Raw genomic sequence first — 25408 nt, 5'->3', positions numbered from 1 at the left:
TTCGTCGGCACAAGGGTTGCAATAACCCGATCGCGTCAACGGATTGATCGAACCACGGGATAGCGCCATGGCCATAGCGACAACCAACACTACCGCTCAGGATTTCCTGAAGAAAGCGGCTGCAAGTACGCCGGGATCGGGCAAGGCCAGGCTTGATCCCAAACTTTTCCAAAATATGCTGCAAAGCGGGTACGGGATCAACGGGGAAGTCGGCAAGAACAGCAAGTTGTCGATTCCCAAGGAAAATATGATCACCGGCCTGGAGATGTTGTCCTCGGGCGAAGGCACGGGTCGGGACGCGGCGTTGTCCATGCTGGGCTACCAGACTGACGCCAAGGCTTTGACGGCCATGGAGCAGGGCATGAACCCGGGCAAAAACCCGGGACTCAGTCCGGGATTGAGCCAGGGCATGGCCAGCTTCCAGGGCAGCGCCCTGGCCACGCTGTCGCGCATGGCCATGGAACAGGCCTCCGCTGGCCAGACGTCCGCGCCGACCTCTTCTTCGGGAGCGTCGGCCGCCGCTGGGGCCGATGCCGGCGGATCAAGCATCCGTCGGGCCGTTGACAAGTCGGCCGTGCGCATGGCCGTCAGCGCTGCGGCCCGCCACCCCGACGACCTCGGCCACCTGGGCCGGGTCAACCAGGCTTCGGGGCGGGGCGGTTTCACCAAGCGCGAGGAAGAGCTGCTGCTGGCTGTTGCCGGCGCGGAAAACATCCTGGCCGAGACGACCCGGGTGGAACAGGCCAAGGAAACGGCCGCCGTCTCCCGCAAGGTGCTGCCCTCGACCCTGGAGCACAAGGCCGGCCGGCTGTCCGCCCAGTACGAATCCAATTCCGAGATCGACTACATCGGCTACGACAGCCGGGGCGGCACCTCCTACGGCCAGTACCAGATTGCTTCCAAGACCGGCACCATGGACTATTTCCTGCGCTTCCTCGACGACAAGGCTCCGGACATCGCGGGCAAGCTGCGGTCGGCCGGTCCGGCCGACACCGGCGGGCGTTCCGGGCGGATGCCGGCCGCCTGGAAGACCGTGGCCGCCTCGGACCCCAGGCGTTTCGAGGCCTTGCAGCATGAGTTTATCCGCTCCAACAATTACTCGCCGGCCGCCAAGTCCATTGTGCTGACCACGGGCGTGGATGTCACCAAGCGCTCCTACGCCCTGCGCGAAGTCTTGTGGAGCACGGCCGTGCAGCACGGCCCGGGCGGAGCCGAGCGCATTTTTACCCAGGCCATCGAAAAAGCCGAGGCCATGCCGCCGGGTCAGGATTTTGACAAGGCGGTCATCGAAGAGGTCTACCGCGTCCGGGGGCAACAGTTTTTCCGCCACAACAAGCGTATCCGTGAAGCCGTCTTGTCGCGGTTCCAGGACGAAAAGACCACGGCCATAGCACTGCTGGACAGCCCCTCGGTCTAGTTTTTCCCAGGAAGCAGCTATTTCCCACGACCTCTCGCCGCGCGGCTTTGCCCTCGCGGCGATTTGTTGTAGCATGGGGCCATGACATCGACGGACGCCATGCCCGCCGAGGCCGGGGACGCTGTCAGCCTGTCGCGCAAGATCGATGGGCTGCGGCGGTGTTTCGCCCTGTCGCGGCTCGTGGCCGAATCCCTGGATCTTTCCGAAGTGCTTGAGCGCATCATGACCACCTCGCGCCAGGCCCTATGCGCCGAGGCGGCCAGCCTGCTCTTGGTGGACGACACGCCAGGCCCTGGTCAGGGCGAGCTGGTCTTCACCGTGGCCCAGGGCCCGGCCTGCCTGCCGCTTCGGTCCGGGTTCCGCCTGGCTCCGGGCCAGGGCGTGGCCGGCTGGGTGGCCGCGTCCGGCGAGCCCGTGCTGTTGGCCGACGCCTATGCCGATCCACGCTTTAACCGCGAGGTGGACCGCCAAACCGGCTATCGCACCCGCTCCATGCTGTGCGTGCCGCTGACGTACCGCGAACGGGTCATCGGCGTGGTGCAGTGCATCAACAAGGCCGGCGGCGGGGAGTTTGGCCCCGACGATCTGGAGACCTTTTCCCTGCTGGCCGCCCAGGCCGCCGTGGCCATTGTCAACGCGCGCCTGCACGGCGAGGCCCTGGCCAAACAGCGCATGGATTTCGACATGGAGGTGGCGGCCAGCGTCCAGCAAGGCTTTTGGCCCAAGGGCGCGCCGGCCCTGGCCGGCTTCGACGTGGCCGGGGTGAGCCGGCCCTGCGACGCCACCGGCGGCGATTATTACGACTACCTCATGCGCCCAGGCGAACATGGGGAGCGGCATTTTCTGGTGGCCGTGGGCGACGTCACCGGCCATGGCATCCAGGCCGCCCTGCTCATGGCCAGCGTACGGGCCTTTTTGCGCTCGCGCCTGCTGTCCCCGGGCGGTCCGGCCGCCATCGTCGGCGACGTCAACCGGTTGCTGGCCGAGGACATGGGCGTCTCCGGCCGGTTCATTACCCTGTTTCTGCTGGAGCTGTGCCCGGAAACCGGCGCGTTGCGCTATGTGCGGGCCGGCCACGATCCGGCTTTGCTCTACGATCCGGCCACGGACGAGTTTCAGGAACTCGGCGGCCGGGGTATCCCCCTGGGCATCGACGGCGACTGGCGCTATGAAGAGAATCTGGTCAAGGGCCTGCCGCCAGGGGCCGTGCTGGCCCTGGGCACCGACGGCATCTGGGAGGCCCGGGGCGCGAACGGCGAGATGTACGGCAAAACCCGGTTGCGCCACGCCCTGCGCCGGGCTGCGTCCCTGGACGCGGCCGGCGTCGCCCGCGAGGCGCTGGCCGATCTGGAAGCCTTCCGCCAGGGCGAACCCAGCCGCGACGACGTGACGTTGGTTGTGGTCAAGGCCTGGGCGAAGACGAAACACACGGAGGCGGCATGAAGTCGCGTATTGCCACGACGATGGTTCTGGCGGCCGGGCTTGCCCTGGCCGGCTGCAGCAAGGAAGATCCCACGGGATTTCCCAAAGTGGATTACAACAAGGACGGCCGGGTCATCTTCGAAGAGTTGATCGTCGTCTTCCCGGATCTTACCGTCGAGGAGTTCCTGGCCGCCGACGCCGACGGCAACGGAACGCTCAGCGACCAGGAGTACGGTCGATTCCGCGAAGCCCGGGCAAGCGGCAAGAAGCTTGATGCCACTACCGCTCCGGCTGCCCCGGCGGCCAAACCAGCCGATGCCCAGACGTCCAAACCGGCCGCTCCGGCCAAGGCCGCCGAGCCTGCCCCGACCGCTCCAGCGGTCGAACCGGCCCCGGCCGCGCCGCCGGCCGCTTCGGCTCCTGCGGCTGCCGAAACCGTGGAGACCGTGGTGGCCGAACCGCCGGCTCCGGTCTCCGCGCCCTCGGCCGCCCCGGCGGCCAAGCCGGCCGTTGGTGCAGATAAGCCGGTCGCAGCCGGCGGCGCGACCCACACCGTGGTGCGCGGCGATACCCTCACGCGCCTGGCCAAGAAGTATGGCGTTTCGGCCCAAGCCATCATGGAGGCCAACGCCATGAAAAACGCCGATCAACTGCAGCTCGGCAAGACGCTGACCATTCCGGCTCCGGCCCAGTAGGCCACCCCGGGTTTCGATCCTTCCTCCGCCCCGTCGTCCTCTCGGCGGGGCGGCCTTTCCCCTTTGACTGCTCTTTTGAGAGACTTGTCTTTTGCAAATGTTTATTGCATGACTATATTGGAATTGTCGGCGAAGTTCGTTTGCGGGCGGCGTCTGGCATCTCAAGTGAAATGGCCTGTAGGAACAGCATAGTCTATAGGTGTTGGTCGCTTTCCTAGGGTCGTGTTAAGGATACGTATCGGCCAATCCTTTGCTCTCTGTGTATTAACGGCATTCTTAGCACCGGCAGCGGCGTAAAGCAGCACGGCGAATGTCTTCGCCACCGCGCGTTGCCTGTAGTGGACGGTCATGCTGCGGAAAATATCCGTCGCCGAGCTTTCGCCCGGCATGTTTGTCGTCGATTCCGGCCTGTCCTGGTTGGAACATCCCTATCTTTTTGGTCAAGAAGGTGAAATCAAGAGTCTGGCCGCCGTGCGCGAGATCGCCGAAGCCGGCTACACCGAAGCCTTCATCGACACCGAACGCGGGACCTATGCCCAGGGGCGGTCGGCCGAACCGACCCTGGCCGAGCTGCTGGCCCGGGAGACCGACCGTGCGGCCGAGCCGGCCGTGCCCCTGGAAGAGGAGCTTGTGGCGGCCACGGCCGTCTACCAGGACTGCCTGTGCATCGCCCGCAACGTGTTGGAGACGGTTAAGGCCGGCGGCGAACTGGACATGGACGAACCGACGAGTCTCGTCGATGACGTCATCGCCAGCGCCGTGCGCAATCCCGACGCGCTTGTCGCCCTGTGCAAGCTGCGCCGGCATGACGCCTACACCTTCACCCACGGGGTCAACGTGGCCGCGCTGTCCGTGGCCTTCGGCACGGCCCTTGGCCTCGACACCCTGGGGCTGCGCGACCTGGGGCTGGCCGGGCTTTTTCACGACATCGGCAAGACCGGCGTGCCCGACGCCATTCTCAACAAGCCGGCCCGGCTCTCGCCCGGGGAATTCGAGCAAGTCAAAAACCATCCAGGCTACGGCCGCCAGATTCTTGAGGGCCGGGGACTGCCCGAGGCGGTGCTGCGCGGCGTGGCCGAACACCATGAGAAGTGGGGCGGCACGGGTTACCCTCACGGCCTTGCCGGCGAGGACGTGCATCCATACGGCCGCATCATCGGCGTGGCCGACGTGTTCGACGCCCTGACCTCCAGGCGGGCCTACAAGGACGGCATCCTGCCCACCAAGGCCCTGGGCGTGCTCTACGGGATGCGGGAGCGCGACTATCCGCCGGGGCTTGTCGAGCGTTTCATCAAGTTCATGGGACCCTATCCGGTTGGCAGCTTCGTACGCCTGGCCAGCGGCCACCATGCCTTTGTCAGCAAGTCCAATCCCGGCCGGCCGCTTTTTCCGGAGCTACTCCTGGTCTTCGGTCCGGCCATGGCGCGCCTGACGCCCCGCAAGATCGTGGCCAAGCCTGACGCCGCCGGCAAATCACCCATTATCGAGGTGGTGGACCCGGCCCGCCACGGCATTGATCCGTTGGAATTCCTCTGCCCGACGGCGGGTTGAGTCGGCAAGCCTTGCCGGGCATCGTCCTTGCATGAACTCCCGGGGGAACAGTCCCCCGGGAGCGTGCCATGGACATCAACACCACTTACGACAAGCTCAGCGGACAGCTGACCATCCGGTCAGGCTTAAGCGACGGCCAGGCCAAAACCGCCGGCACGACCACGGCCACAAGCGCCAAGACATCGACAACCGGCCAATCCGCCACGCAAAATCTCAATCTCGACAGCGCCTATATCAGCCCCGTGCTCCAGGCCAAGCTGCAAACCGAGGCGCTGCAGACCCAGTTCACCAAGACCCTGGCCGCCAAGTTCGAGGAACTGGACATCGACGTCAGCCGCCCCATCACCCTGACCCAGGGGGCCGACGGAAAGGTGACGGTCTCCGGCGACCACCCGGACAAGGCCGCCATCGAAAAGCTGTTCACCGACGTGCCGACCCTGACCGAAGCCTTCACCGCCCTGTCCAAGACCAGCTCGGATCTGGCGTCCATGACCTCAAGCCAGTCGGCGTCCCTGGTGCGCACCAACGGCTACGCCGCCTACCTCAAGCAGATCCAAAGCTCCGCCTCTTCCGGCGAGTTCTTCTACAGCTACATGAACGGCGCGGCTTCGACGTATTTCGGGTAACGGGGGCGAGGGAAAAGAAAGATGCCTTGGCGGCCGGGAGGGGGTAACCCCCTCCCGGACCCTCCCTATTTTGGGGCGCTTCGTGCTGCAGGCAGAGCCTGCGGCACGAAGCGCCCCAAAATAGCGTGGTTTCGTGAAGCGCGAACGAACATCCAAAGCCCCCACTCCCTTTCCCCAATTGGGGGGTCCGGGGGCCTCAGGCCCCCGGCCGCCGGAGGCATCTTCTCTTCTCTTCTTTCTCTTCTCCTATCCCTCGGCCACGAACCAATCGACGCCGTTTTCCGGCTGCACCAGCGAGGCCGGCACGGTCGGGTCCGGGCCGGCCAGGGCTTGGGCCAGGGGCGTTTCCTTGCCTTTGGCCGCGACCAGGAAGGCCACCCGGCGGGCGGCGTTTATAAGCGGCAGGGTGAACGTCAGGCGGGCCACGGCCGGCTTGGCCGTGGTCGGCGGCGGCGCGGCGGCCACCAGCCGTTTGGTTTCGCCAAGGACGGGGCTGCCTGGAAAGAGCGAGGCGGTATGGCCGTCGGGTCCCATGCCGAGCAGGATCAGATCGAAGCGGGGCACGGCCTCGTTTGGCCGGCCGAGGGCGGCGCGCAGCTCGGCCTCGTAGACGGCGGCCGCCGCCTCGGGGGGTGTGAGCTGCACGGGCATGGGCCGGATATTGGCGGCCGGCGCGGTGATCTTGTCAAAGAGTACGCGACGCACCACGCCAAAGGTGTTTTCGGGGTCGTCCCAGGGAACAAGGCGCTCGTCGCCGAAAAAAAGGAGCGCGTCGTTCCAGGCGATGCCCAGGCCCCGCTCGGCCAGGGCGGCGTACAGCGGCAGCGGCGTGCTCCCGCCGGACAGGGCCAGGGAGAACTGTCCCCGGGCGGCCACCGCCTCCATGGCCCGTTCGGCCACGAAGGCGAAGGCCGCCTCGGTCAGGGCGGCGACGTCGGTGAAGCGGCGCACCCGGGCGTTCATGGCACAAGTCCGTGGGCCGAGAAGAACCGGCCGGCCTCCTGCGGTCCCCAGGTGCCGGATTTGTAGAGGAACAGGCGCTCGGCCGAGGGTTTTTCCAGTAGGGGGGTGAGGAACTTCCAGCACAGTTCCACCCCGTCCTGGCGCCAGAACAGCGTCTGGTCGCCGAGCATGCAGTCGAGCAGCACCTTGGCGTAGGCAGTGAGCGCCGCGCCGGTGTAGCCCTGGTAGTAGTTGAAGTTCATGGTCACCGAGCGCAGGCACATGGGGCCGGGGGCCTTGGCCTGGAAGGTCAGGCTGACCTGCTCGTCGGGCTGGATGCGCAGGATGAGCCGGTTGGCCTCGATGTGATCGCCAAAAATGCCCCGGAACATGGAAAAGGGCACGGGCTTGAACTGCACGGCGATTTCGGTGCGTTTTTCCGGCAGCCGCTTGCCCGAGATGAGGTAGAAGGGCACGCCCTGCCAGCGCCAGTTGTCGAGATGGACGCGCATGGCGGCAAAGGTCGGGGTGGTGGAGTCGCCGGGCACGCCTTCCTCGTCGAGGTAGGACGGGGCGCGTTTGCCGTCCACCATGCCCGAGGCGTACTGGCCGAGAATGCAGTGCTCGGCCACATCGTTGTCGCTAAACGGCCGCAGCGCTCGGAACACCTTGGTTTTTTCGTCGCGCACCAGATCGGCTTCGAACAATGACGGGGCCTCGATGGCGCACAGCGACAGCAGCTGCATCATGTGGTTCTGGAACATGTCGCGCAACACGCCGAAGTGGTCGTAGTAGGAGGCCCGGTGGCCGACGCCGATGGATTCGGCGGCCAGGATGCTCACGTAATTGACGTAGCGCCGGTTCCACAACGGCTCGAAGATGGCGTTGGCGAACCGCAGCATGAGGATGTTCTGCACGGTTTCCTTGGCCAGATAGTGGTCGATGCGGAATATCTGGTGCTCGGCGAACCGGGTGTGCAGGGCTTTTTCCAGCACCCTGGCCGTTTCCAGGTCGCGGCCGAAGGGCTTTTCGATGACCAGCCGGGCATAGCCGCCGGTTTCCTCGGCCAGGCCGGCCCCGGCCAGGTTGACGGCGATGTCCTCGTAGACCGTGGGCGGCACGGCCAGATAGAAAATGCGGTTGGGACCGAGGTTGCGCTCCTTGGCCAGGTCGTCGAGGAAGCCGGCCAGGGCGGTGAACGAGGCCGGATCGTCGTAGTGGACCTGTTTGTAGGTAAACCGCGAGGCCATGGCGGCCCAGGCTGCTGCGTCGCAGTCGCCGAATTCCTTGGCGGCCTGGCCCATGCGTTCCCGGAAGGCCTCTTCGGTGAGTTCCGTGCGGCTGGCCCCGACCACGGCGAAGTTGTCGGGCAGATGGCCGCCGGCGCATAGCGCGGTCAGGGCCGGCAGGAGCATCCGGGCGGTAAGGTCGCCGGTGGCCCCGAAGATGACCAGGGTAAAAGGCTCGCCCACCGCGTCGAAGCGGCAGGCGTCGGCCGAGGGGGTGGAGGTGGTGCGGCCCAGGACCACCTCGGCCTGGACCGCGTCGCGGTCGCTAGTCATGGCCGTCCTTCCTTTTGACGGCGTGGCCGCCGAACTGGTTGCGCAGGGCGGCCAGCACCCGGTCCTGGAAGGCGTTGGGCTGGCGGGAGCGGAAGCGCTCGAAAAGCGAGGCGGTGATGACCGGGGCGGACACGGCGTTTTCCACGGCCTGGTTGACGGTCCAGCGGCCCTCGCCGGAATCGTCCACGTAGGCTTCCAGGGACTCCAGGCGCGGGTCGGCGGCAAAGGCGCGCTGGGCCAGTTCGAGCAGCCACGAGCGCACCACCGAGCCATGGTTCCACAGGTCGCAGATGGCCGTGAAGTCGAGCTTTTCCCCGAACTGCGAGGCGGCCAGGATCTCGAATCCCTCGGCATAGGCCTGCATCATGCCGTACTCGATGCCGTTGTGGACCATCTTGACGTAATGCCCGGAACCCACCGGGCCGGTGTGCAGGTTGCCGCCGGGGCCGGTCAGCACGTCCAGGTAGGGTTTGAGCACGGCGGCCACGTCGGGTTCGGCCCCGATCATGATGCAGTAGCCCTCGGCCAGGCCCCAGATGCCGCCGGACACGCCGGCGTCGCAGTAGCGCACGCCCACCTGGGCGGCGGCTTCGTGGCGGCGCAGGTCGTCGCGGAAAAAGGTGTTGCCGCCGTCCACCAGGATGTCGCCCGGGGAGAGCAGGGGCAAAAGTTCGTCGATGTGTTCGTCGGTGGCGGTTCCAGCCGGCAGCATGAGCCAGACGAGGCGGGGCGTGGGCAGGGCGGCCACGAGATCGGGGATGGAATCCACGGCCCGGGCGGCCCCGCCTTCCTCGGCGGCGAAGTCATGGGCTTTTTGCACGGTGCGGTTGTAGGCGGTCACGGCGACGCCGCCCCGGGCCAGCCGTCTGGCCATGTTGAGGCCCATGCGTCCAAGGCCGACCATCGCGATGTTCATGGCGTGACTCCTTACGGGTGGTTTGGCCCGGATGGGGCCGGTTGCGCGCTTTTCTCGGCGCGTTTTCGCCGCACGGCCTCCACGGCGCGCCGGGCGGCCAGGGGAAAGACGCCCAGCAGGGCAAAGGACACGAGAAGCCCTGGCGAGACGATGCCCGACAACGAGGTCAGCTCGCCGAGCCGGGTTCCGGCGTTGACGTAGACCGCCGTGCCCGGGAGCATACCGATCTGGGAGACGAGGTAGAAGGTGGACAAGGGCACGGCGGTGAGTCCCATGACGGCGTTGACCACGAAAAAGGGAAAAAGGGGCACCAGCCGCAGGGTGAAGAGGTAAAAGGCCCCTTCCCGGGCCAGTCCCGCGTCCACGGCGGCCAGCCTTGGCCCCAGGCGTTTGGTGACGGCCTCGCGAAAGAGCGTGCGCGACAGGGCGCAGGCCAGGGTCGCGCCGATGGTGCTGGCAAAGGAGACCAGGACAAGCGTTGTCCAGAAGCCGAAGACCGCCGCGCCGCCCAGGGTCAGCACCGTGGCCCCGGGCAGGCTCAGGGCGGCCATCAGCACGTAGAGCAGGAAATAGCCGGCGGCAAAGGTCAACGGCGCGGCGGCCCGGGCCTCGGTCAGGGCCTGCCGGGAGGCCTTGAGCGCTTCCAGGGTGAGATGCTTGTGCAGCCCCAGGCCGAAAAAGGCGGCGACCAGGGCCACGGCCAGGGCGGCCAGGAGCAGTTTGCGGGTACGTCCGGACATGATGCTTCCTTACAAGTGGCGGGCGATGTAGGCGTCGGCGTCGAATTTGCGGCGACAGCCCCGTTCGTTCATGTAGCGGATCTGGCCGAAAACCGGCCGCGTGGCCCAGGGCCGGTCGTGGAGGCCGCCCACGGACCACAGCACGCCGACCACGCCGTTGGGGTCGCGCCCGTCCAGGGCATAGCGGTCGTTGAGGGACAGGGCCGTGTCCAGGGCCTGGCGCGGCGAGGGCGACCATTCCAGGATTTTTTTCGCCCAGTACATGCGCATGTAGCCGTGGATGCGGCCCGTGGCGACCAGTTCGCGCTGGGCGGCGTTCCACAGGGCTTCATGGCTGGCGGCGGCCTCGAACTGGGCCGGGGTGTAGAGGTGTTCCCGCTCGTCGCCGGCATGTTCGTCCAGGGTCTTGCGCGCCCAGTCGGGCAGGGCGTCGTAGCGGTCGTAGTGGGGCGCATAGTGGCAGTAGTTGTCGGACAGCTCGCGGCGCACGAGGAGTTCTTCGAGATAGGCGTCGGCGTCATCGGCATGGCGTGCCCGGGCGGCCAGCACCTCCAGGGCGGCGCGTTGGGGGGCAAGCTGGCCGAAGTGGAAATAGGGCGACAGGCCCGAGACGGCCCCGGCGTTGGGGTCGTTGCGGCGCGCGGCGTAGCCGGGCAGGCGCTCGGCCGTAAACGCGTCCAGGGCGGCCCGGGCCGCAGCCGGGCCGGGGACGATGTCCGGGACCGGGCCGGGGAAGGCGTCCACGGAGAGGCTGGCCCGGGCCGCGCCCCAGTCCACGGCGGGGGTGGCGACCAGGGCGGCGTCGGGAAAGGCCGGCAGCTCGGGGAAGGGTTCCAGGAATTCCTGGAGCCGCTTGTGGATTTTCGGGCGAAAGGTGGCGGCTGCGTATTCCCGGCGCGGCGAGGCCACGACGCAGGGGACGACGTTGTGGGCGTCGGCTTCGAGGAGTGGGCCGGCGTAAGCCTCGGCCACGGCGCGTTTCCATAGGGTCTTGACGCGCATGGGGTCGAAGTCGGTGACGCAGGTTCCGGCCCCGATGTCGTGCAGGAATTGCGGCAAGGTCACGGCCGGATCGCCCGGCAGCAGGTGGAAGGGGATGCCGCGCGCCCGAAGCGCGGCCTCGGTTTCGGCCAGGCCGCGCAACATGAAGTCGTAGTGGCGAAGGCTGGCTCCTGGAAAGCCCGGAGCCAGGGCAAAGGCGACATGGAGCAGCGCGCCGGTTTCCCGGGCCAGATCGGCGGCGGCGAGCAGGGCCCAGTTGTCTTCGGCCCGCTGGTCGCGGCTCATCCAATAGACGACCGGCCCGGCGCGGCGGGGTTTTTCGGCGAGTGGTCGGACGCGGGCGGGATGGACCAGCATCCTTCACTTGTAGGCGGTCAGGGGGGCGCTTGCAAGCTAAGAGCCGATCTTCACCTCGTCCCACAGGGCGTTCTTGGCGGCCATGTCCAGCTTGTCGAGGTCCAGCCCCCGGGCGGCGGCCAGCTTTTCCATGGCCTTGTAGCGGGACAGGAATTTGGAGACCGCCCCGTCCAGGCAGGCGTTGGCCTTAAGGCCCAGGCGGCGGCCGTATTCGGTGAGCGAAAAGAGGTAGTCGCCGAATTCCTCTTCCATGGCCGTCTGGTCCCCGGCGGCCACGGCCGCCTCGAACTCGGCCCGCTCGGCGGCAAGGGCCGCGGCCATGGCTTCGTCGGACTCCCAGGTGAACCCGGCCCGGGCGGCCTTGGAATGGACGCGGTAGGCCTTTAAAAGCGGCGGCAGACCCTTGGGCAGGCTGGCGTAAAGGCCGGTTTTCTCGGCTTTCTCGGCCCGCTTGATGCGCTCCCAGTTGCGCAGCAGTTCCTCGCGGTCCTTGATGTCGCAGTCGGCGAACACATGGGGATGGCGGCGGATCATCTTGGCGGCGGCTCCGTCAAAGGCCTGGGCCAGATCGAAGTCCCCGCGCCGTTCGTGGAGGGTGGCGACAAAGAGCAGCAAAAAGAGCACGTCGCCCAGTTCCTCGCCAACGCCGGCCACGTCCCCCGAGCGGATGCAGTCCACCAGTTCGAAGGATTCCTCGATGATGTAGTCGCACAGCGTTTCCGGGGTCTGCGCCTTGTCCCAGGGGCAGCCGTCCGGGCCGAGCAGGGAATCAATCACGTCTTGAAGGCCGGCCAGGGCGGCGGCGTTTTTCCGGGTATCTTGTTCGGTCATGAGGGCTTGTCCGTGGCGGCCGCCTGGAGGGCTTTGTCTGGGGCGGCGGGCCGGGGTTTGGCCGTGGGGGCCGTTTTGTCGGCGGCAGCGGCCGGCGAGGGGGCGCTCTCCGGGGCCTTGGCGGCCTCGGCGCGCCTGGCCGGCGTCTGGCCCGGCGTGGCGGCTTGGGTTGACCGCATTTCGACCTTGAGTCCGGGCGAGACCGGCTTGAGGCTGGATTCGGGCTTGGCCGGCTCGGCCTTTTTGGCCGGTTCAGTCGGCTTGGCGTCGGGCTTTTTGGCTGGTTCGGCCGGCGTGCTCTGGGGCTTCTTGGCCGGCTCGGCCGGCTTGGCCTCAGCCTTGGGGGCCGGGGCGGCCGGTTTTTTGTCGGCTTCCGGCTTGGCCGGTTCGGCCTTTTTGGCCGGCTCGGCCGGTTTGGCCTCGGGTTTGGCCTCAGGTTTGGTTTCGGGCTTCTTGGCCGGTTCAGCTTTCTTCTCCGGCTCAGGCGGCTTTTTGTCGGCCTCGGCCGGTTTCTTGTCGCCAATGGCCGCGGCGGCGGCGGCAGCGGCGGCGGCCGCTTTTTTCTCCAGGGCCGCGTTTATGGGATCGGGCAGTTCTTTCTTGCTGAACTTGCGCAGCTTCTCATTGATGTCGGGTGGGATGTAATTGACAAGCCGAGTGCTCATCTTGTCCAGGACCGGCACCAACAGCGAACCTTTGAGGAAATCCGGGTCCGGCGCGGCCAGGCGCAGGAGAAACAGCAGCACGGCCGTCAAAATGACGCCCTTGGCCAACCCGAAGCCGCCGCCAAAAAACCGGTCGGCCCACTGGGTCATGGTGATTTTCACGATGCCCGAGATGGTCAGGGCCACGAACCACACGCCCAAAAGCGTCACCGTGAAAATGAGCAGATACGCGGCCGTGCCGGCGTAGTTGCCGGAAATGTATTCGGTGAGGTTGGGGGCGAGCTGCTTGTGGTAAGCCCCGGCCAGATAAAAGGCCGTGACGATGGCGGCCAGGGAGCCGGCCTCCTTGACCAGACCGCGCATATAGCCGCGCACGGCAAAAAAGAGCCACAAAATGGCCAGGGAGAGGTCGGCGATATTGAGTGTCGGCGTCATGGCGTGTGGCGGCGGTGGTTTGCCGTCGCGACCGCATCGGTAGCAGATGCCGCCGCAAAAACCAAGCTATCGGGGATGAGGGGGAGCGAAAGGCTGCCTCCGGCGGCCGGGGGCCTGAGGCCCCCGGACCCCCCGCATGGAGAAAAGGGTTAAAGGGGAGGCGGCGTGGCTTGGTTCTCTGGCCGGTTGGGAAACCAACGGACCCGGCATGGCGACTGGCAGGAAACGCCGTCGTTCCGGCGGCCGTCGTCGGGACGGCTTGTCCGGGGCCGGGGGACGCGGTAAGCATAAGGAAATCGCCCAAGGACGTGCCCATGGAAAACCGGATACTGCCCACGGAAATAAACGCCTTCCTCGCCGCCCGGGTGCTCGGCCAGCAGGAGCTCCTGCGCCGCATCAGCGTGTCGCTGTACAAGCACATCCATGGCCTGCCGGCCCCCAACGTGCTCCTTATCGGCAACTCCGGCACGGGCAAGACCACCCTCATGCAGGCCGTGGCCGCCTTTTACGAAGCCCATCCCGAGCTGGACCGCTTCCGCCTCATGCTCATCATCAACGCCAACACCCTGTCCCCCGAGATCGAGGGCGAGGACCGCACCACCCGGCTTTTCAAAAAGCTCGAAGCCCGGGCCAGGGTGACCTTCGGCGGGGCCATGACCGCCGCGCAGCTCAAGGACTATCTGGAAAACGCCACGGTGTGCGTGGACGAAGTGGACAAGATTTCGGCCCGGGTGTCGGGCAAGCCCAATGTCGAGGGCATCACCACCCAGTACGCGCTCTTGACGCTCCTGGAAGGCGAGGAGTTTCTCTACCGGGCCACGGTCCTGGAAGACGGCCAGGAGGTCACCCGCGAGATTCCCCTGGAGACGGGCAAGCTGCTGTTCATCTGCGGCGGGGCCTTCGAGGAACTCTACGACCAAGTCTACAACTGCATCGTCAACCGGCGCGACGACCGGCGGCTCAAGGAAGTCTCGGAAGTGGAGCGCCGGCCCGACGGCACCATGAACGTGCGCACCGTGACCCGGTTCCGGCTGCGGGAATACCTGCGCCTGGCCGACATGTTCGCCTTCGGCATGATGCCGCAGTTTATTGCCCGGTTCGGCGCGGTGGCCATGTTGGAGGAACTGGGGCGCGACGAGCTGCGCCAGATTCTTATCGGTTCGCCCAATTCGCCCCTGCGCCTGTGCCTGGAATATTTCCGCCACATGGGCATCCGGCTGCTCGTCACGGACCAAGCCATCACGGCCATCGCCGACGCGGCGGCCAAAAACGCCCGCATCGGCGCGCGCGCCCTGCGCGAAATATTCAACGGCCTGATCGCGCCCTACGAATACGACCCCTACGGCTCGGCCCGCTATGCCGAGACGGACAAGGGGCCGACCCTGACCATCGATCTGGAGGCGGTCATGGAATACCTGGGGCAGACGGGATGACGTATTGCACGGATTGAGTATGGGGATGGTTTGTGATTAGTGCTTCATGCGCATTGAACGTAGGAATTTAAATCCAGGTCTAATGACCAGATATAGACGTTAGACATTGGATGTTTCTCGCAAGTTCTGTAAAATTCATTGATGATTGAACAGTCGCTGAGGCTGATGCCCTCCGTGGTCTTGGCCGGTGTTTTGTTTCGCATGGCATAGTCAGGAAATGTACCAAGCCATCGTTGAAATTCGTCACGGTTTGGGAAATGGGTGGGGCGATAAGGATGCTGGCCAGTGATCGCTAGCTGAACGTCTTTCACCAAGAGGTCGGCATACTTTCTTCTCGTCGCTCCGTCAGCGAGACGGGCGATATGATTGCCTGTTTCCCATATGGCCGCCATGGGGAGCAAGAAAATGTCGCTATTGTCGATTTTTGTGCCGAAATCAGCAAGGACAATTTCCCGGTGCTGGTTCCATCCCGGTATGTCCAGCACATTCATGTAGATGGAAGTGTCGAGGAGGACTATCGCGCTCATTGTTCAGCCTTGCTCCGTATTTTGTCCAACCAGGCATGGGCAAGGGCTTTGCGTTCTTCAGGGCTGCGATGTTGTTTGACGAATCGTTCGAGAATGCCGGCGGTCATGAGTTGGCCAAGCGGGCCTTGGGCGACGAGTTCCGGGAAGTCCGGCAAGTCCTTGAGTTGAACAAGCTTGCTGGCCCCGTCCGCTGGCGAGCGGTAGCAGTAGACAACATCTTGAATGGATGCGTCTGGTAGCGCGTCGGTCATCGCCGGGTTGTGCGTTGACAGGAGTACCCGGAGACGGCGTCTGTCAGCGATTTTTCGGATGCCTTCCAGAAGATGGCGGGCGCGGCTTGGGTGGACGCCATTGTCGATTTCTTCGATGACCACAAGACTGCCTTCGTCCGCGGAGAGCATGGCGGCAACGATTGCCAGAACGCGCAGGGTTCCGTCAGAGAGCAACGAGGCGTCGTATCCTCTTTTGTCGCCGCCGAAAGTTTCTTTGAGCCGCACCATGACGCCGCCTCTTGGCTCAATAAGGAAGTCAATCTCTTCGATGTCTTGTTCTGGGAGGCTCTTGATAAAATTCAATATTTCAAATCGTTGCGTTGCGTAAGGCTCGACGACGGCCTCGCTGTCGTTTCCCCAGAGGTTGTAAAGCACCCCTGAGAGGTTTGAGCCGTCACCCTGGAGGCGTTTTTCCGACGGGAAAGCATAATCTCGCATTTTGGCTGGTGCGGGGTCGAGGAACAACATAGCGCTGAGCCATTGTTCGTAGGCCCGTGCGATCTGCGGAATGATCTCCTGGGATTGCTTGTGTTGCGCGTTGAGCGTGGCGGCGCTGGTGAGTTGTGTAAAGATGGCGAACTGGTCGCTGCATCTTATGTGCGGCTTGTTGCGACCTCGTGAAAAATTATTGTAGGCTACACTAACGTCTGTGTTGTTTCCTGTTGATTGCTGGTCTATGGTGTAGAGTGGAATGTTTGATTCGTGACTAGATATGTGTTCCTTGGTGATGTGCAGTCCGTCTTCGCGCAAGGATATTTCCATGAAAAGATTGTTCCAGTCTGGTGTGCTGGTTTCGCAGCCGAGACCAAATTGTCCAGTTCTGCAAAATGACAGGTCAATCGTTCTGCCTCGAACAATTCTGTCCGTATTTTCGACGAGATATTGTATTGAAGAGAGTTTTTGCCCTTGAGCCAGCCAGGCCAAGAGTCGCATGGCCTCTATGGCGTTGCTTTTTCCCGCAGCGTTGGCACCAATCAACACCGTGAGCGGCGAAAGCGGGAGCCGTGCGCTTTGGTAGCTCTTGAAATTGGCAAAGGTAATGGCGTTAAGCATCACGTAGGGTCCTTTTGCCCTTCAAGTCGGCTGCGGCGCACTGTGCTGTGCCGGCCGGGCCGTCACCAAAATATCCTCGCCCACCTGCCGCAGGCCGCAGAAGCGAAAGCCGGCCGCGTCGGCCATGCGCGGGATGATGCGGCCCGAAAAGCCCGGCACGGCTTCGGCGTCGGCCAGCACCTTGGGCGCGTAGAAGATCGCCAGTTCGTCGGCCAGCCCCTGGGCCACGAGCTGGCCGGCCAGGCCGCCGCCGCCTTCGCATAAAAGCGTGAACACCCTGGCCTCGTCGCGAAGGCGCTTGAGCCCCGGCAACAAATCCAGCTCGCCCTCGTCACGCAGCGGCAGGCCGTAGACCCGCGCTCCGCGCTTGCTCAGGGCCAGTCCGGCCGCGCCTTTGGCCTCGGCCTCGCCGGTCAAAAAAACCAAGAATGTGGAACGCTCCCGCACCAGGGCGAACCGGGCGTCGGCCGGGGGCAGCGAGCGCGTGACCACCACGGCCAGGGGCTGGGGATTGCCCGAAAGCGGGTCCACCACCTCCAGACGGTGGGTCAGGCGCGGGTCGTCGGCCCGAAAGGTGCCGCCGCCGACCATCACCGCCTGGGACGCCGCCCGCATCCGGTGCACCCGGCGGCGCGATTCCGGGCCGCTCACCCAGGCCGAATCCCCGGTGCGGGCGGCGATGCGTCCGTCCAGGGTCATGGCCAGCTTGAGCGTCACATAGGGCCGGCCCATGGTCTTGTAGACCACGAAATCGGCCACGGCGTCGCGGCACTGCTGCCCAAGGACGCCGACGTCCACGGTGACGCCTCCCTGCCGCAGGGTCTCGGCCCCGCCGCCGGCCACGGGATTGGGGTCCAGGCAGCCGATGACCACCCGGGAAACGCCCGCCTCCAGCACCGTGCGCGAACACGGCGGGGTCTTGCCGAAATGGTTGCACGGCTCCAGGGTCACGTACATCGTGGCCCCGGCCGGATCGATGCCCCGTTCCTCGGCCTCGCGCAGGCATTCCACCTCGGCGTGGGGGCCGCCGAACACCTTGTGCCAGCCTTCGGCCACAATTTGGCCGTCACGCGCCAGCACCGCGCCCACGCGGGGGTTGGGCGTGACAAATCCCCGGCCGCGCTCGGCCAGTTCCAAGGCCCGGGCCATGAACACCGCGTCGTTGTCAGGAGCCATGGTCGCCCTCCAGCACGTCAAAGCCGATGCCGGCCTCGGCGATCATCTCGGCCGAGAGCGGGTCGGGATAGCCCTGGGAAAAATAGATGTGGTTGACCTGGCAGTTGATGAGCATCTTCGTGCAGATCAGGCAGGGCTGGGTGGTGCAGTAGATGTCCGCCCCGGCGATGGGCACCCCGTGCAGGGCGCACTGGATGATGACGTTTTGTTCGGCGTGCAGCCCCCGGCACAGCTCGTGGCGCTCGCCCGAGGGGATGCCGAGCTTTTCGCGCAGGCAGCCGATGTCCAGGCAATGGGCCGTGCCGGCCGGGGAGCCGTTGTAGCCCGTGGCCAGGATGCGGCGGTCGCGCACGGCCACGGCCCCGACCTTGCGGCGCAGGCAGGTGCTGCGTTCGGCCACCAGATAGGCGATGCGCATGAAATAGTCGGGCCAGGGAAGGCGTTTGTCCATGGTCGGGCGGCTCCGGTTGGAATGCGCCGCGCCGGGCGGGAAGGGGCGGGCCGAAGGGGAGCGGCCCCAGCGCGGCAGGCGGCTTCCTTAAGTGGACCACGGCAGGGCCGGGCGTCAAGTACGGCCGGCGGCGCGGGGCAGGGGAGGCGGCCCGTCGCGGCGATAGGCCGTGCCGTCGTGGTGGATGTCGAGCTCGACCTGGCGTCCATCGGGCATGACGCCTCGCACCCGGTAGCGCAAGCCGGCCTCGCCGTTCATGCTCACCCAGGCGTCGGTCACCGTGATGCCCTGGGCGGCGCGGCGCAGGGCGCGCCAGGCCGACTCGGGCAGTTCATCGGGGGCAATGGCGGCCGGGTCCTTCTCCAGGCTCGAACGGGCGGCCCGGGCCAAGCAGAAGATGAGCAGGATAAACGACAGGTACAGGGCTGCGCCCATGGCGTGGCTCCCAGGGCCGGGCCGGCCCTTACGGGTCGAGGCCGGTTCCCGCCGCCGCACCGGGCGGCGGGAACCGGTTGACCGGGTTACTTCTTGGGAATGGCCCAGTCGGGCAGCACCGTCAGATCGATGCCCCAGACCCAGGGCATCAGGAAATAGACCACCAGGGTGATCTGGATGATGCCGAGGATGTTGAGCCACAGGCCGGTGCGGGCCATCTGGCGGATGGTCACCGCGCCGGAACCGAAGACCACGGCGTTTGGCGGCGTGGCCACGGGCAGCATGAAGGCGTAGGAGCAGGCGATGCAGGCGGCCACGATGGGGCCGAAGGGGTTGATCTTCATGCCCACGGCGATGGCTCCCATGACCGGGATCATGAGTGTGGCCACGGCGGTGTTGGAGGTCACTTCCGTGAGGAAGATGTTGAGCGCCACGATGCAGGCGATGATCCAGATGAGCTGCATGCCTTCGAGATCAACCAAAAGCCCGGCGATGTACTTGGTCAGCCCGGTGTCCTGGAAGCCGTCGGCCAGGCACAGGCCGCCGCCAAAAAGCAGGATCACGTCCCAGGGAATCTTGACCGCCGTTTTCCAGTCCAGGAGAAACACGCCCTTGTTGAGATCCGAGGGAATGATGAACAGGAGCAGGGCGCCGGCGATGGCCACCGAGGCGTCGGACACGCCCTTGAAGATGGGCCATTTGACCAGGCCCATGAGGATCCACAAAGTCGCCACCACGGCAAAGACGGCCACGATGAGCTTTTCTTCCTTTTTCATGGCCCCGAGCTTGGCAAGCTCGGCCTGGATGAGCTGCTCGCCCTTGCCCTGGAGGATGTCGCCCTTGACCGGGAAGAGCACCTTGGTCAGCAGCAGCCAGGTGAGGATAAGGAAGGTGGCGGCCAGGGGCACGCCCACCTTCATCCAGTCGAGGAAGCTGATGGTCTGGCCGTAGAGCTTGTCGATCTGGGCCACCATGATGGTGTTGGGCGGGGTGCCGATGATGGTGCCCAGGCCGCCGATGGAGGCGGCGTAGGCCAGGGCCAGCATGAGGCTGACGGCAAAGGGATTGTGCCTCAGGTCATGGTCGCCGGTGATGTCGGCGCAGGCCTTGATGATGGCCAGGCCGATGGGCATCATCATGACCGTGGTGGCGGTGTTGGACACCCACATGGACAAAAAGCCGGCCGCCACCATGAAGCCGAGCACGATGCGCGAGGGGCTTGTGCCCACGAGCCGGATGGTGTGCATGGCGATGCGGTAGTGGAGATTCCAGCGTTCCATGCACACGGCAATGAAAAAGCCGCCCATGAAAAGATAAATGAGATGGTTGGCGTAGGGCAGGGTGGCCTTGGCGCTGGGCATGATTTTGAGAAACGGAAACAGCACGATGGGGATCATGGACGTGGCCGGAATGGGAATGGCTTCGGTGATCCACCAGGTGGCCATCAGCGCGGTGACCGCCGCGCAATAAACGGCCTGCTGGGACAGACCGTCATGGGGCGGGATGAGGCATACGAGCAGGAACAGGGCTGGACCCAGGGGCAGGCCGACTTTTCGCATGGTGTCGATCATCAACAATCTCCTTGGTGCATGGCCGTGGTGTTGCGTCGCATGAAAAAAGCGCCGTGATTGCGGCGGTGGGCGCGGGTAAAGACACCTCCTTGCTTCGGGCATAGAGCCGCCGCAACCGGCCGGCACGTGGCCGGCTGGGACGGTGCGGGCAATCCGCATGGCATTCTTGACAATTTACCGCTTGTTCATGCTATCAGGCGAGGCGGAGTTAGATGCAAGGGTGTTATAATCTAAGAGGCACTTTATAATGTCGTCGGACATTCGTGGCGTGATTTTGGACATGGTCCGCAACAGCGACAGGCCCGTCAAGGACATCGCCGATGCGGTGGGAAAGCCCTATTCAACCCTCATGCGGGAGCTTGATCCAGGCGACGCCCGGGCCAAGCTCGGCGTGGAACTGCTGCTGCCGCTGATGCAGGCCTGCGATTCCACGGCCCCGCTGCGCTGCCTGGCCGACGCCCTGGATTGCCGGCTGGTCTCCAACCGGGGCATCATCCCGGACAAGCCGACTTTTCACGAGGAACTCCTCGACACCTACCAGGCCCTGGTGGACTACCACCGGGCCATGCTGGAAGGGCTGCCGCCGGACGTGGTGGGCAAAAAACGCGAGACGCTCATCCGCCAGCTCAAGGAGGACTTCGCCTTCTACGTGGCCCGCGTCGGCGGCGGGGACGGCTGACCGGCCGTTTCTGGCGTTGGTGCGCCAACGCCGCGCCACAGGGCTGCCGCAACCCGGCCCGGCCATGGCTTTTTGCCTCCGGCTGTCTTATCGTGCGGATTCACGCCCCCGGCCGGGGGCGGTCAAACCGGCTGCGGCCGGAGCAAGGAGTGTTGTCATGAGCGCGAAAACCGCGTCGTTTGCCGCTGTCTGCCCCCATTGCGGCCAGGCCGTCACGGCCACGGCCTCCTCGGCCGACGTCACGGCCGGGTCGGTGTCGGTCAAGGAAAAATGCCAGCGTTGCCTGGGCGAGTTCGACGCCATCGCCGAGGCCGACTGCCTGGAATGGGACGACCAGTGCAAGGTCGAGATGAGCCGGTTGGGCTGAGGCCCTGCGGTCAAACAGGGAGGCGGCCGTGGCCTACTGGCTGATCAAGTCCGAACCGGGCTGTTTTTCCATCGACGACCTGGCCGCCGCCCCGGACCGCACCACGGGCTGGGACGGGGTGCGCAACTTCCAGGCCCGCAACTTCCTGCGGGCCATGCGCCTGGGCGACGGCCTGCTTTTTTACCACAGCGTCACCAACCCGGGCGTGGTCGGGCTGGCCGAGGTGGCCCGGGAGGCCTATCCCGACGCCACCGCCCAGGACCCGGACTCGGGCCATTTCGATCCCCGGGCCAGCCCGGACAAGCCGCTGTGGGACATGGTGGACGTGCGCTTTGTGGCCAAGTTCCCCCAGCCCGTGCCCTTGGCCGCCCTGCGCGGCGTGCCGGAGCTGGCCGGTATGGAAGTGCTGCGCAAGGGTTCGCGCCTTTCCGTGACGCCGGTGACCGACCGGGAGTTCGCCGTCATCCGGGCCATGGGCCTGGGCGAGGGCTGAGCCGCCGTCCGCCCGGCCGGGAAGGGCGGGCGGACGGCGGGACGCGGCCTCGTCCCCTGGCCTGAGCCGGTCGGACGATTCCAGTCAATGCCGGTCCGCCGAGCGCGCTGCCGCCCCTGGCTCCAGCGGGGGTGGACCGGCGCAAGTGACGTTTTGCCGACAAATGCGTTTCGCCCCTGCCGTCAGGTTTTTTTCGTATACAGGGAAACTCCATGCGGACGGTTTTCCCTGCCTGCCTGCTCGTGGTCGTGTTGCTGAGCGCGCTTTTATCCCCGCCTCTTCGGGCGCAATCCCAGGACCCCTTGGTCTTCGGGCTTATCGCCACGGCCTCGCCCAAAACCGTCCTGGCCCAGTGGGCGCCGCTATTGGCCGATCTGGCCCAGTCCCTTGGCCGTCCGGTGCGGCCCCAGGTTTTTACGGATTACGCCGGCGTGGTCTGGGCCATGGCCGCCGGCCACGTCCACATGGCCTGGCTTGGCAACAAGTCGGCCATCGAGGCCGTGGACCGGGCCGGCGGGGAAGTGGCGCTCCAGGCCCTGGGCAACGACGGCCAGGCCGCCTACCATTCGGTGCTCCTGGCCCGGGTCGGTTCGGGCATCGCCACGGCCGAGGACATGTTCGCCCGGGCATCGGAGCTGGCCTACGGCGACGGCGACGTCAATTCCACCTCCGGCCACGTGATTCCGGATTTTTACCTGTTCTCCCGGCGCGGCCTGGAACCTCGGGCGATGTTTCGGCGGGTGGCGCAAAACAACCACGAAGACAATTTCCTGGCCGTGGCCGACGGCCGCCTGGACGTGGCCACGGGCAACACCGTCAACTTGGCCCGGTCCACGGCCCTGCACCCCGAGGCCGCCAGCCGGGTGGCCGTCATCTGGACCTCGCCGCCCATACCCGGCGACCCGCTCGTCTGGCGGGCCGCTCTTGACGCCCCGACCAAGGCGTCGGTCAGGGGCTTTTTCACCGGGTACGGTCGCGCCGCGCCGGGCAAGGCCCAGGACGCCCTGGCCCGGGAACAGGCGGTGCTGGCCGCCATGGAACGCGGCGGGTTCAAGGCTTCGGACAACGGCCAACTGCGGGAAGTGCGGCGCATCGAGCTCCACCAGCGCCGCGACCGCCTGCTCTCCGATCTCGGCCTGCCCCAGGAAGAACGCCTGCGTCGCCTGGAGGACATCGACGCGGCCATGCACGCCTTGGGCGGCGACGCGCCATGAGGGAGCGTTTAGCCCGGGCGGCCCGGGAAGTCCGCTTCCGGCGAGGGCTGGCCTCCAAGATCCTGCTGCCGGCCCTGGCCCTGTCCCTGGGCGTGGGCACGATGTTGTTCCTCTTTTTTTCCGCCAAGTTCGCCCGCCAGGCCGAGGAAGACCTGCGCAACCGCCTGGAGACCTTCCTGACCACCCAGGCGGCCGAACTCGAAGGCCCGGTATGGGAATTCGACCAGGCCGCCATCGACCGGCTCTTTCGCAGCTATGCCCTGGCCCCGGACCTGCAGACCGCCCGCCTCGTCGATGCCCGGGGCCAGGTGCTGGCCCGCGTCGGCGAGGCCGCTCCGGCCGGGGAACGGGTCTTTACCGACAGCCGCGGGCTGTCGCGCCAGGCCGGCGGGCAGACCTACGACCTGGGACGGCTGGAGGTGGCCTTCAGCGATTTTCGCCTGCGTCAGGCCCTGGCCGCCGGCCGGGCCGTGGAACTGCCCGCCGCCGTGGGGCTCACCGCCATTTTCGTCGGGGTCCTCGCCCTGACCGTCCATTGGAGCGTGGGCAGACCCCTGCGTCGGCTGCGCGAATCCCTGGAACGCAACGCCGCGCCGGGTACCCGGATGCCCCTGTCCTGGGGCAGCGCCGACGAACTCGGCCAGGTCGTGGCCGCCTACAACGCCATGCTGGCCGAGGTGAACCAGCACACCGGCAACCTCGAACGGGCCAATGCCGGTCTGCGGGTCGAAAACGCCCAGCGCCGCCGGGCCGAGAAACGTCTGGCCCTGTACAAGGCCATGGTCGAGGCCACCGACGCCGCCATGGCCATCGCCGACCGCGATCTGCGCATCCTGGAAACCAACGCCGCCTGTCTGCGGATCACCGGATTCGCCGCCGACGAACTGGCCGGCCGCCAGGTCTGGGACACGTTTTTGGCCGGCCAGGAGCCGGACCAGATCGCCGCCATCGGCCGCAGCCTGGAAACCCATGCGGCCTGGTCCGGCGAGTGTCGGGGCGTTGTCCGGGAAGGGCGGCGGATCCCGTTTCGGGTCACCATCAACGCGCTGTCCTTCGACGACGACGCCCCCAGCCATCATGTCATCGTATTCGCCGACATCAGCGAGCAAAAGGCCACCCAGAAGCTGCTCAAGACCCTGGCCTACACCGACAGCCTGACGGGCCTGCCCAACCGGGCCTTGTTCATGGACCGGCTGGAGCGGGAGATCTGCATCGAATCCCGCCACGGCCGGGGTTTTGCCTTGCTGTTTATCGATCTCGACAATTTCAAATGGATCAATGACTCCCTAAGCCACGACGTGGGCGATCAGGTGCTTGGCGTCATGGCCGGCCGGATGCAGGAATGCTTGCGGGCCGAGGACACGTTGGCCCGCATGGGCGGCGACGAGTTCACGGTGATCCTGCGCGAGACGGCGTCCCCCCCGGCCATCGTCCGGGTGGTCGAAAAGCTCCTGGCCCGGCTGGCCGAGCCCTTGTCCATCGACGGCCATCGCCTGGAAGTCGGCGGGAGCGTGGGGGTCGCCTTGTATCCGGCCGACGGCCTCGACTCCGAGACCCTGATGAAAAACGCCGACACCGCCATGTACGCGGCCAAGGCCGACGGCGGAGGGCAGTTGCGGTTTTTCAAGCCGTCCATCGCCGAGGCGGCCAAGGCGCGCATGGAACTGCGGGCCCAGCTGCGCCAGGCCGTGGCGGGAAGCGAGTTTGTCCTGCACTACCAGCCCATCGTGGACATGGTCGGCGGCGGGGCGGTCCACTATGAGGCCCTGGTGCGTTGGAACAGGTCCGGGGGGCTTGTCTATCCAAACGACTTCATTGCGTTCGCCGAGTCGGAGGGACTTGTCGGCGCCATTGGCCGGCAGGTGTTGGACATGGCTTTCGCCCAATTGCGGGCCTGGGAGGAAGATGACGAGGAGGCGACTCTGGCCGTCAACATCTCCCGGAATCAGTTTTTGGAAGAGGGCTTTGTGCCCGATCTGGTCAGACGAGCCCAGTACCATGGCGTGGCCCCGACCCGCATGGTCCTGGAGCTGACCGAATCCCTGATCATTTCCGATCCGGCAGCGGTGCGGGCGGTGATGGCCCGACTTATCGACCATGGCTTTCGCATTGCCGTGGACGACTTCGGGGTGGGCTATTCCTCCTTAAGCGTCCTGCTGGAATACCCGGTGCATATCGTCAAGCTCGACAAGTCGTTGGTTGCCTCCCTGGGACGCGATCTGCGGGCTCAGGCCATGGTGTCGGGCTTTATCTCGTTGTTTCAAGGTATTGGCCTGGAGGTCGTGGCCGAGGGCGTGGAACAGCCGGCCCAGCATGAATTCTTGCTGGCAGCGGGCTGCGACATGGCCCAGGGCTGGCTTTACGGCAAACCCTTGCCCGCCCCGTTCGCCGTGACCGCGGCCCGGTCCTTGGAGCAACGCCTGTTCGCCCTGCGGCTGCGCGACAAAGCCTTGCCTCCGACCCAATGACGCGCAGCCGTCGGACCAACGGCAATCCCTGCCCTGGTCATTGACGGCTCCAGGCGGTGGCCGTATCAGAAAGCATGGGAAACCTTCTCCTTCGTGATCGGCCTAGGG

At 65.8% G+C, this 25408-nt stretch carries 24 protein-coding genes; 11 read left to right on the top strand and 13 right to left on the bottom strand.

Annotation, left to right across the window (positions count from 1 at the left end; genetic code table 11):
• Nucleotides 1–67: 67 nt before the first annotated feature.
• The 5 genes from C3Y92_RS17955 (at nucleotide 68) to C3Y92_RS17935 (ending at nucleotide 5711) form a co-directional block, all read left to right on the top strand.
• Nucleotides 68–1417, top strand: coding sequence for a VgrG-related protein (locus C3Y92_RS17955; protein WP_129354904.1), 1350 nt, complete (start codon nucleotides 68–70; stop codon nucleotides 1415–1417).
• Nucleotides 1418–1498: 81 nt separating this feature from the next.
• The gene (locus C3Y92_RS17950; RefSeq protein WP_129354902.1) at nucleotides 1499–2860 is read left to right on the top strand and encodes a PP2C family protein-serine/threonine phosphatase; all 1362 of its coding nucleotides are present in this window, start codon (nucleotides 1499–1501) and stop codon (nucleotides 2858–2860) included.
• Nucleotides 2857–3534: a LysM peptidoglycan-binding domain-containing protein gene (locus tag C3Y92_RS21770; RefSeq protein ID WP_129354900.1), complete on the top strand. Its 678-nt coding sequence runs from the start codon at nucleotides 2857–2859 to the stop codon at nucleotides 3532–3534. The genes C3Y92_RS17950 and C3Y92_RS21770 overlap by 4 nt, the downstream gene beginning before the upstream one ends.
• 348 nt (nucleotides 3535–3882) lie before the next feature.
• On the top strand, nucleotides 3883–5085 hold the full coding sequence (locus C3Y92_RS17940; protein ID WP_129354898.1) for an HD-GYP domain-containing protein: 1203 nt from the start codon (nucleotides 3883–3885) through the stop codon (nucleotides 5083–5085).
• Nucleotides 5086–5153: 68 nt separating this feature from the next.
• Nucleotides 5154–5711 (top strand): hypothetical protein, encoded by a 558-nt coding sequence (locus tag C3Y92_RS17935; protein ID WP_129354896.1) that lies wholly within the window; start codon nucleotides 5154–5156, stop codon nucleotides 5709–5711.
• Between the two features lie 246 nt (nucleotides 5712–5957).
• Here C3Y92_RS17935 and pgl read toward each other — a convergent pair whose 3' ends face one another.
• Genes pgl through C3Y92_RS21720 form a run of 7 tightly spaced genes read right to left on the bottom strand, consistent with a single transcriptional unit; the run spans nucleotide 5958 to nucleotide 13161 of the window.
• Nucleotides 5958–6674: a 6-phosphogluconolactonase gene (pgl, locus tag C3Y92_RS17930; protein ID WP_129354894.1), complete on the bottom strand. Its 717-nt coding sequence runs from the start codon at nucleotides 6672–6674 to the stop codon at nucleotides 5958–5960.
• Nucleotides 6671–8215 (bottom strand): glucose-6-phosphate dehydrogenase, encoded by a 1545-nt coding sequence (gene zwf / locus C3Y92_RS17925; protein WP_129354892.1) that lies wholly within the window; start codon nucleotides 8213–8215, stop codon nucleotides 6671–6673. The genes pgl and zwf overlap by 4 nt, the downstream gene beginning before the upstream one ends.
• Nucleotides 8208–9131 (bottom strand): phosphogluconate dehydrogenase (NAD(+)-dependent, decarboxylating), encoded by a 924-nt coding sequence (gene gnd / locus C3Y92_RS17920; protein WP_129354890.1) that lies wholly within the window; start codon nucleotides 9129–9131, stop codon nucleotides 8208–8210. Before gnd ends, zwf begins: the two co-directional genes overlap by 8 nt.
• 11 nt (nucleotides 9132–9142) lie before the next feature.
• On the bottom strand, nucleotides 9143–9871 hold the full coding sequence (locus C3Y92_RS17915) for a TVP38/TMEM64 family protein (protein ID WP_129354888.1): 729 nt from the start codon (nucleotides 9869–9871) through the stop codon (nucleotides 9143–9145).
• 9 nt (nucleotides 9872–9880) lie between these two features.
• Nucleotides 9881–11230, bottom strand: coding sequence for a deoxyribodipyrimidine photo-lyase (gene phrB, locus C3Y92_RS17910; RefSeq protein ID WP_129354886.1), 1350 nt, complete (start codon nucleotides 11228–11230; stop codon nucleotides 9881–9883).
• Nucleotides 11231–11266: 36 nt separating this feature from the next.
• Nucleotides 11267–12061 carry a nucleoside triphosphate pyrophosphohydrolase gene (mazG, locus tag C3Y92_RS17905; RefSeq protein WP_129354884.1) on the bottom strand — a complete coding sequence of 265 codons (795 nt, stop codon included), beginning with the start codon at nucleotides 12059–12061 and terminating at the stop codon, nucleotides 11267–11269.
• Nucleotides 12058–13161, bottom strand: coding sequence for a CvpA family protein (locus tag C3Y92_RS21720; protein WP_129354882.1), 1104 nt, complete (start codon nucleotides 13159–13161; stop codon nucleotides 12058–12060). The genes mazG and C3Y92_RS21720 overlap by 4 nt, the downstream gene beginning before the upstream one ends.
• Before the next feature lie 314 nt (nucleotides 13162–13475).
• On the opposite strand from C3Y92_RS21720, the gene C3Y92_RS17895 reads away from it, so the two are divergent.
• Entirely contained in the window at nucleotides 13476–14594 is a 1119-nt protein-coding gene (locus tag C3Y92_RS17895; protein ID WP_129354881.1) for an AAA family ATPase, read from the top strand.
• A 44-nt stretch (nucleotides 14595–14638) separates the two neighbouring features.
• On the opposite strand, the gene C3Y92_RS17890 is transcribed toward C3Y92_RS17895, so the two are convergent.
• From C3Y92_RS17890 to C3Y92_RS17865, 6 genes are all read right to left on the bottom strand, one after another.
• Nucleotides 14639–15121, bottom strand: a complete 483-nt coding sequence (locus C3Y92_RS17890; RefSeq protein WP_129354879.1) for a hypothetical protein — start codon at nucleotides 15119–15121, stop codon at nucleotides 14639–14641.
• The gene (locus C3Y92_RS17885) at nucleotides 15118–16446 is read right to left on the bottom strand and encodes an AAA family ATPase (protein WP_129354877.1); all 1329 of its coding nucleotides are present in this window, start codon (nucleotides 16444–16446) and stop codon (nucleotides 15118–15120) included. Before C3Y92_RS17885 ends, C3Y92_RS17890 begins: the two co-directional genes overlap by 4 nt.
• A gap of 21 nt (nucleotides 16447–16467) precedes the next feature.
• Nucleotides 16468–17622 (bottom strand): bifunctional diaminohydroxyphosphoribosylaminopyrimidine deaminase/5-amino-6-(5-phosphoribosylamino)uracil reductase RibD, encoded by a 1155-nt coding sequence (ribD, locus tag C3Y92_RS17880; protein WP_129354875.1) that lies wholly within the window; start codon nucleotides 17620–17622, stop codon nucleotides 16468–16470.
• The gene (locus C3Y92_RS17875; protein WP_006920387.1) at nucleotides 17612–18073 is read right to left on the bottom strand and encodes a deoxycytidylate deaminase; all 462 of its coding nucleotides are present in this window, start codon (nucleotides 18071–18073) and stop codon (nucleotides 17612–17614) included. Before C3Y92_RS17875 ends, ribD begins: the two co-directional genes overlap by 11 nt.
• 114 nt (nucleotides 18074–18187) lie before the next feature.
• A complete protein-coding gene (locus C3Y92_RS17870; RefSeq protein ID WP_129354873.1) occupies nucleotides 18188–18508 on the bottom strand; it encodes a hypothetical protein in 321 nt (106 codons plus the stop codon).
• Between the two features lie 86 nt (nucleotides 18509–18594).
• Nucleotides 18595–20079 (bottom strand): SLC13 family permease, encoded by a 1485-nt coding sequence (locus C3Y92_RS17865; protein WP_129354871.1) that lies wholly within the window; start codon nucleotides 20077–20079, stop codon nucleotides 18595–18597.
• Between the two features lie 247 nt (nucleotides 20080–20326).
• On the opposite strand from C3Y92_RS17865, the gene C3Y92_RS17860 reads away from it, so the two are divergent.
• The 5 genes from C3Y92_RS17860 (at nucleotide 20327) to C3Y92_RS17840 (ending at nucleotide 25300) form a co-directional block, all read left to right on the top strand.
• Nucleotides 20327–20758 carry a phage regulatory CII family protein gene (locus tag C3Y92_RS17860; RefSeq protein ID WP_129354869.1) on the top strand — a complete coding sequence of 144 codons (432 nt, stop codon included), beginning with the start codon at nucleotides 20327–20329 and terminating at the stop codon, nucleotides 20756–20758.
• A gap of 157 nt (nucleotides 20759–20915) precedes the next feature.
• Nucleotides 20916–21125, top strand: a complete 210-nt coding sequence (locus C3Y92_RS17855; RefSeq protein ID WP_043599912.1) for a hypothetical protein — start codon at nucleotides 20916–20918, stop codon at nucleotides 21123–21125.
• A 28-nt stretch (nucleotides 21126–21153) separates the two neighbouring features.
• Entirely contained in the window at nucleotides 21154–21618 is a 465-nt protein-coding gene (locus C3Y92_RS17850; RefSeq protein WP_129354867.1) for an EVE domain-containing protein, read from the top strand.
• A gap of 212 nt (nucleotides 21619–21830) precedes the next feature.
• Nucleotides 21831–22832: a phosphate/phosphite/phosphonate ABC transporter substrate-binding protein gene (gene phnD / locus C3Y92_RS17845; RefSeq protein ID WP_129354865.1), complete on the top strand. Its 1002-nt coding sequence runs from the start codon at nucleotides 21831–21833 to the stop codon at nucleotides 22830–22832.
• The gene (locus C3Y92_RS17840) at nucleotides 22829–25300 is read left to right on the top strand and encodes an EAL domain-containing protein (protein WP_129354863.1); all 2472 of its coding nucleotides are present in this window, start codon (nucleotides 22829–22831) and stop codon (nucleotides 25298–25300) included. The genes phnD and C3Y92_RS17840 overlap by 4 nt, the downstream gene beginning before the upstream one ends.
• The last annotated feature ends 108 nt before the right edge of the window (nucleotides 25301–25408 follow it).

Origin of the sequence: Solidesulfovibrio carbinolicus (assembly GCF_004135975.1) — a bacterium.
Classification (GTDB): Bacteria; Desulfobacterota; Desulfovibrionia; order Desulfovibrionales; family Desulfovibrionaceae; genus Solidesulfovibrio; species Solidesulfovibrio carbinolicus.
Note: the sequence above shows the minus strand (reverse complement) of the source record. Positions and strands in the feature narration are given on the sequence as shown.

What these genes read in the sequence shown, in the direction of transcription:
- C3Y92_RS17875 (WP_006920387.1), bottom strand. Translation starts at nt 18,073, where the DNA reads ATGGACAAACGCCTTCCCTGGCCCGACTATTTCATGCGCATCGCCTAT.
- C3Y92_RS17870 (WP_129354873.1), bottom strand. Translation starts at nt 18,508, where the DNA reads ATGGGCGCAGCCCTGTACCTGTCGTTTATCCTGCTCATCTTCTGCTTG.
- C3Y92_RS17855 (WP_043599912.1), top strand. Translation starts at nt 20,916, where the DNA reads ATGAGCGCGAAAACCGCGTCGTTTGCCGCTGTCTGCCCCCATTGCGGC.
- mazG (WP_129354884.1), bottom strand. Translation starts at nt 12,061, where the DNA reads ATGACCGAACAAGATACCCGGAAAAACGCCGCCGCCCTGGCCGGCCTT.
- C3Y92_RS17840 (WP_129354863.1), top strand. Translation starts at nt 22,829, where the DNA reads ATGAGGGAGCGTTTAGCCCGGGCGGCCCGGGAAGTCCGCTTCCGGCGA.
- C3Y92_RS21770 (WP_129354900.1), top strand. Translation starts at nt 2,857, where the DNA reads ATGAAGTCGCGTATTGCCACGACGATGGTTCTGGCGGCCGGGCTTGCC.
- phrB (WP_129354886.1), bottom strand. Translation starts at nt 11,230, where the DNA reads ATGCTGGTCCATCCCGCCCGCGTCCGACCACTCGCCGAAAAACCCCGC.
- C3Y92_RS17865 (WP_129354871.1), bottom strand. Translation starts at nt 20,079, where the DNA reads ATGATCGACACCATGCGAAAAGTCGGCCTGCCCCTGGGTCCAGCCCTG.
- gnd (WP_129354890.1), bottom strand. Translation starts at nt 9,131, where the DNA reads ATGAACATCGCGATGGTCGGCCTTGGACGCATGGGCCTCAACATGGCC.
- C3Y92_RS17950 (WP_129354902.1), top strand. Translation starts at nt 1,499, where the DNA reads ATGACATCGACGGACGCCATGCCCGCCGAGGCCGGGGACGCTGTCAGC.
- C3Y92_RS17940 (WP_129354898.1), top strand. Translation starts at nt 3,883, where the DNA reads ATGCTGCGGAAAATATCCGTCGCCGAGCTTTCGCCCGGCATGTTTGTC.
- C3Y92_RS17885 (WP_129354877.1), bottom strand. Translation starts at nt 16,446, where the DNA reads ATGCTTAACGCCATTACCTTTGCCAATTTCAAGAGCTACCAAAGCGCA.
- C3Y92_RS17895 (WP_129354881.1), top strand. Translation starts at nt 13,476, where the DNA reads ATGGAAAACCGGATACTGCCCACGGAAATAAACGCCTTCCTCGCCGCC.
- ribD (WP_129354875.1), bottom strand. Translation starts at nt 17,622, where the DNA reads ATGGCTCCTGACAACGACGCGGTGTTCATGGCCCGGGCCTTGGAACTG.
- pgl (WP_129354894.1), bottom strand. Translation starts at nt 6,674, where the DNA reads ATGAACGCCCGGGTGCGCCGCTTCACCGACGTCGCCGCCCTGACCGAG.
- C3Y92_RS17955 (WP_129354904.1), top strand. Translation starts at nt 68, where the DNA reads ATGGCCATAGCGACAACCAACACTACCGCTCAGGATTTCCTGAAGAAA.
- zwf (WP_129354892.1), bottom strand. Translation starts at nt 8,215, where the DNA reads ATGACTAGCGACCGCGACGCGGTCCAGGCCGAGGTGGTCCTGGGCCGC.
- C3Y92_RS21720 (WP_129354882.1), bottom strand. Translation starts at nt 13,161, where the DNA reads ATGACGCCGACACTCAATATCGCCGACCTCTCCCTGGCCATTTTGTGG.
- C3Y92_RS17935 (WP_129354896.1), top strand. Translation starts at nt 5,154, where the DNA reads ATGGACATCAACACCACTTACGACAAGCTCAGCGGACAGCTGACCATC.
- phnD (WP_129354865.1), top strand. Translation starts at nt 21,831, where the DNA reads ATGCGGACGGTTTTCCCTGCCTGCCTGCTCGTGGTCGTGTTGCTGAGC.
- C3Y92_RS17890 (WP_129354879.1), bottom strand. Translation starts at nt 15,121, where the DNA reads ATGAGCGCGATAGTCCTCCTCGACACTTCCATCTACATGAATGTGCTG.
- C3Y92_RS17915 (WP_129354888.1), bottom strand. Translation starts at nt 9,871, where the DNA reads ATGTCCGGACGTACCCGCAAACTGCTCCTGGCCGCCCTGGCCGTGGCC.
- C3Y92_RS17860 (WP_129354869.1), top strand. Translation starts at nt 20,327, where the DNA reads ATGTCGTCGGACATTCGTGGCGTGATTTTGGACATGGTCCGCAACAGC.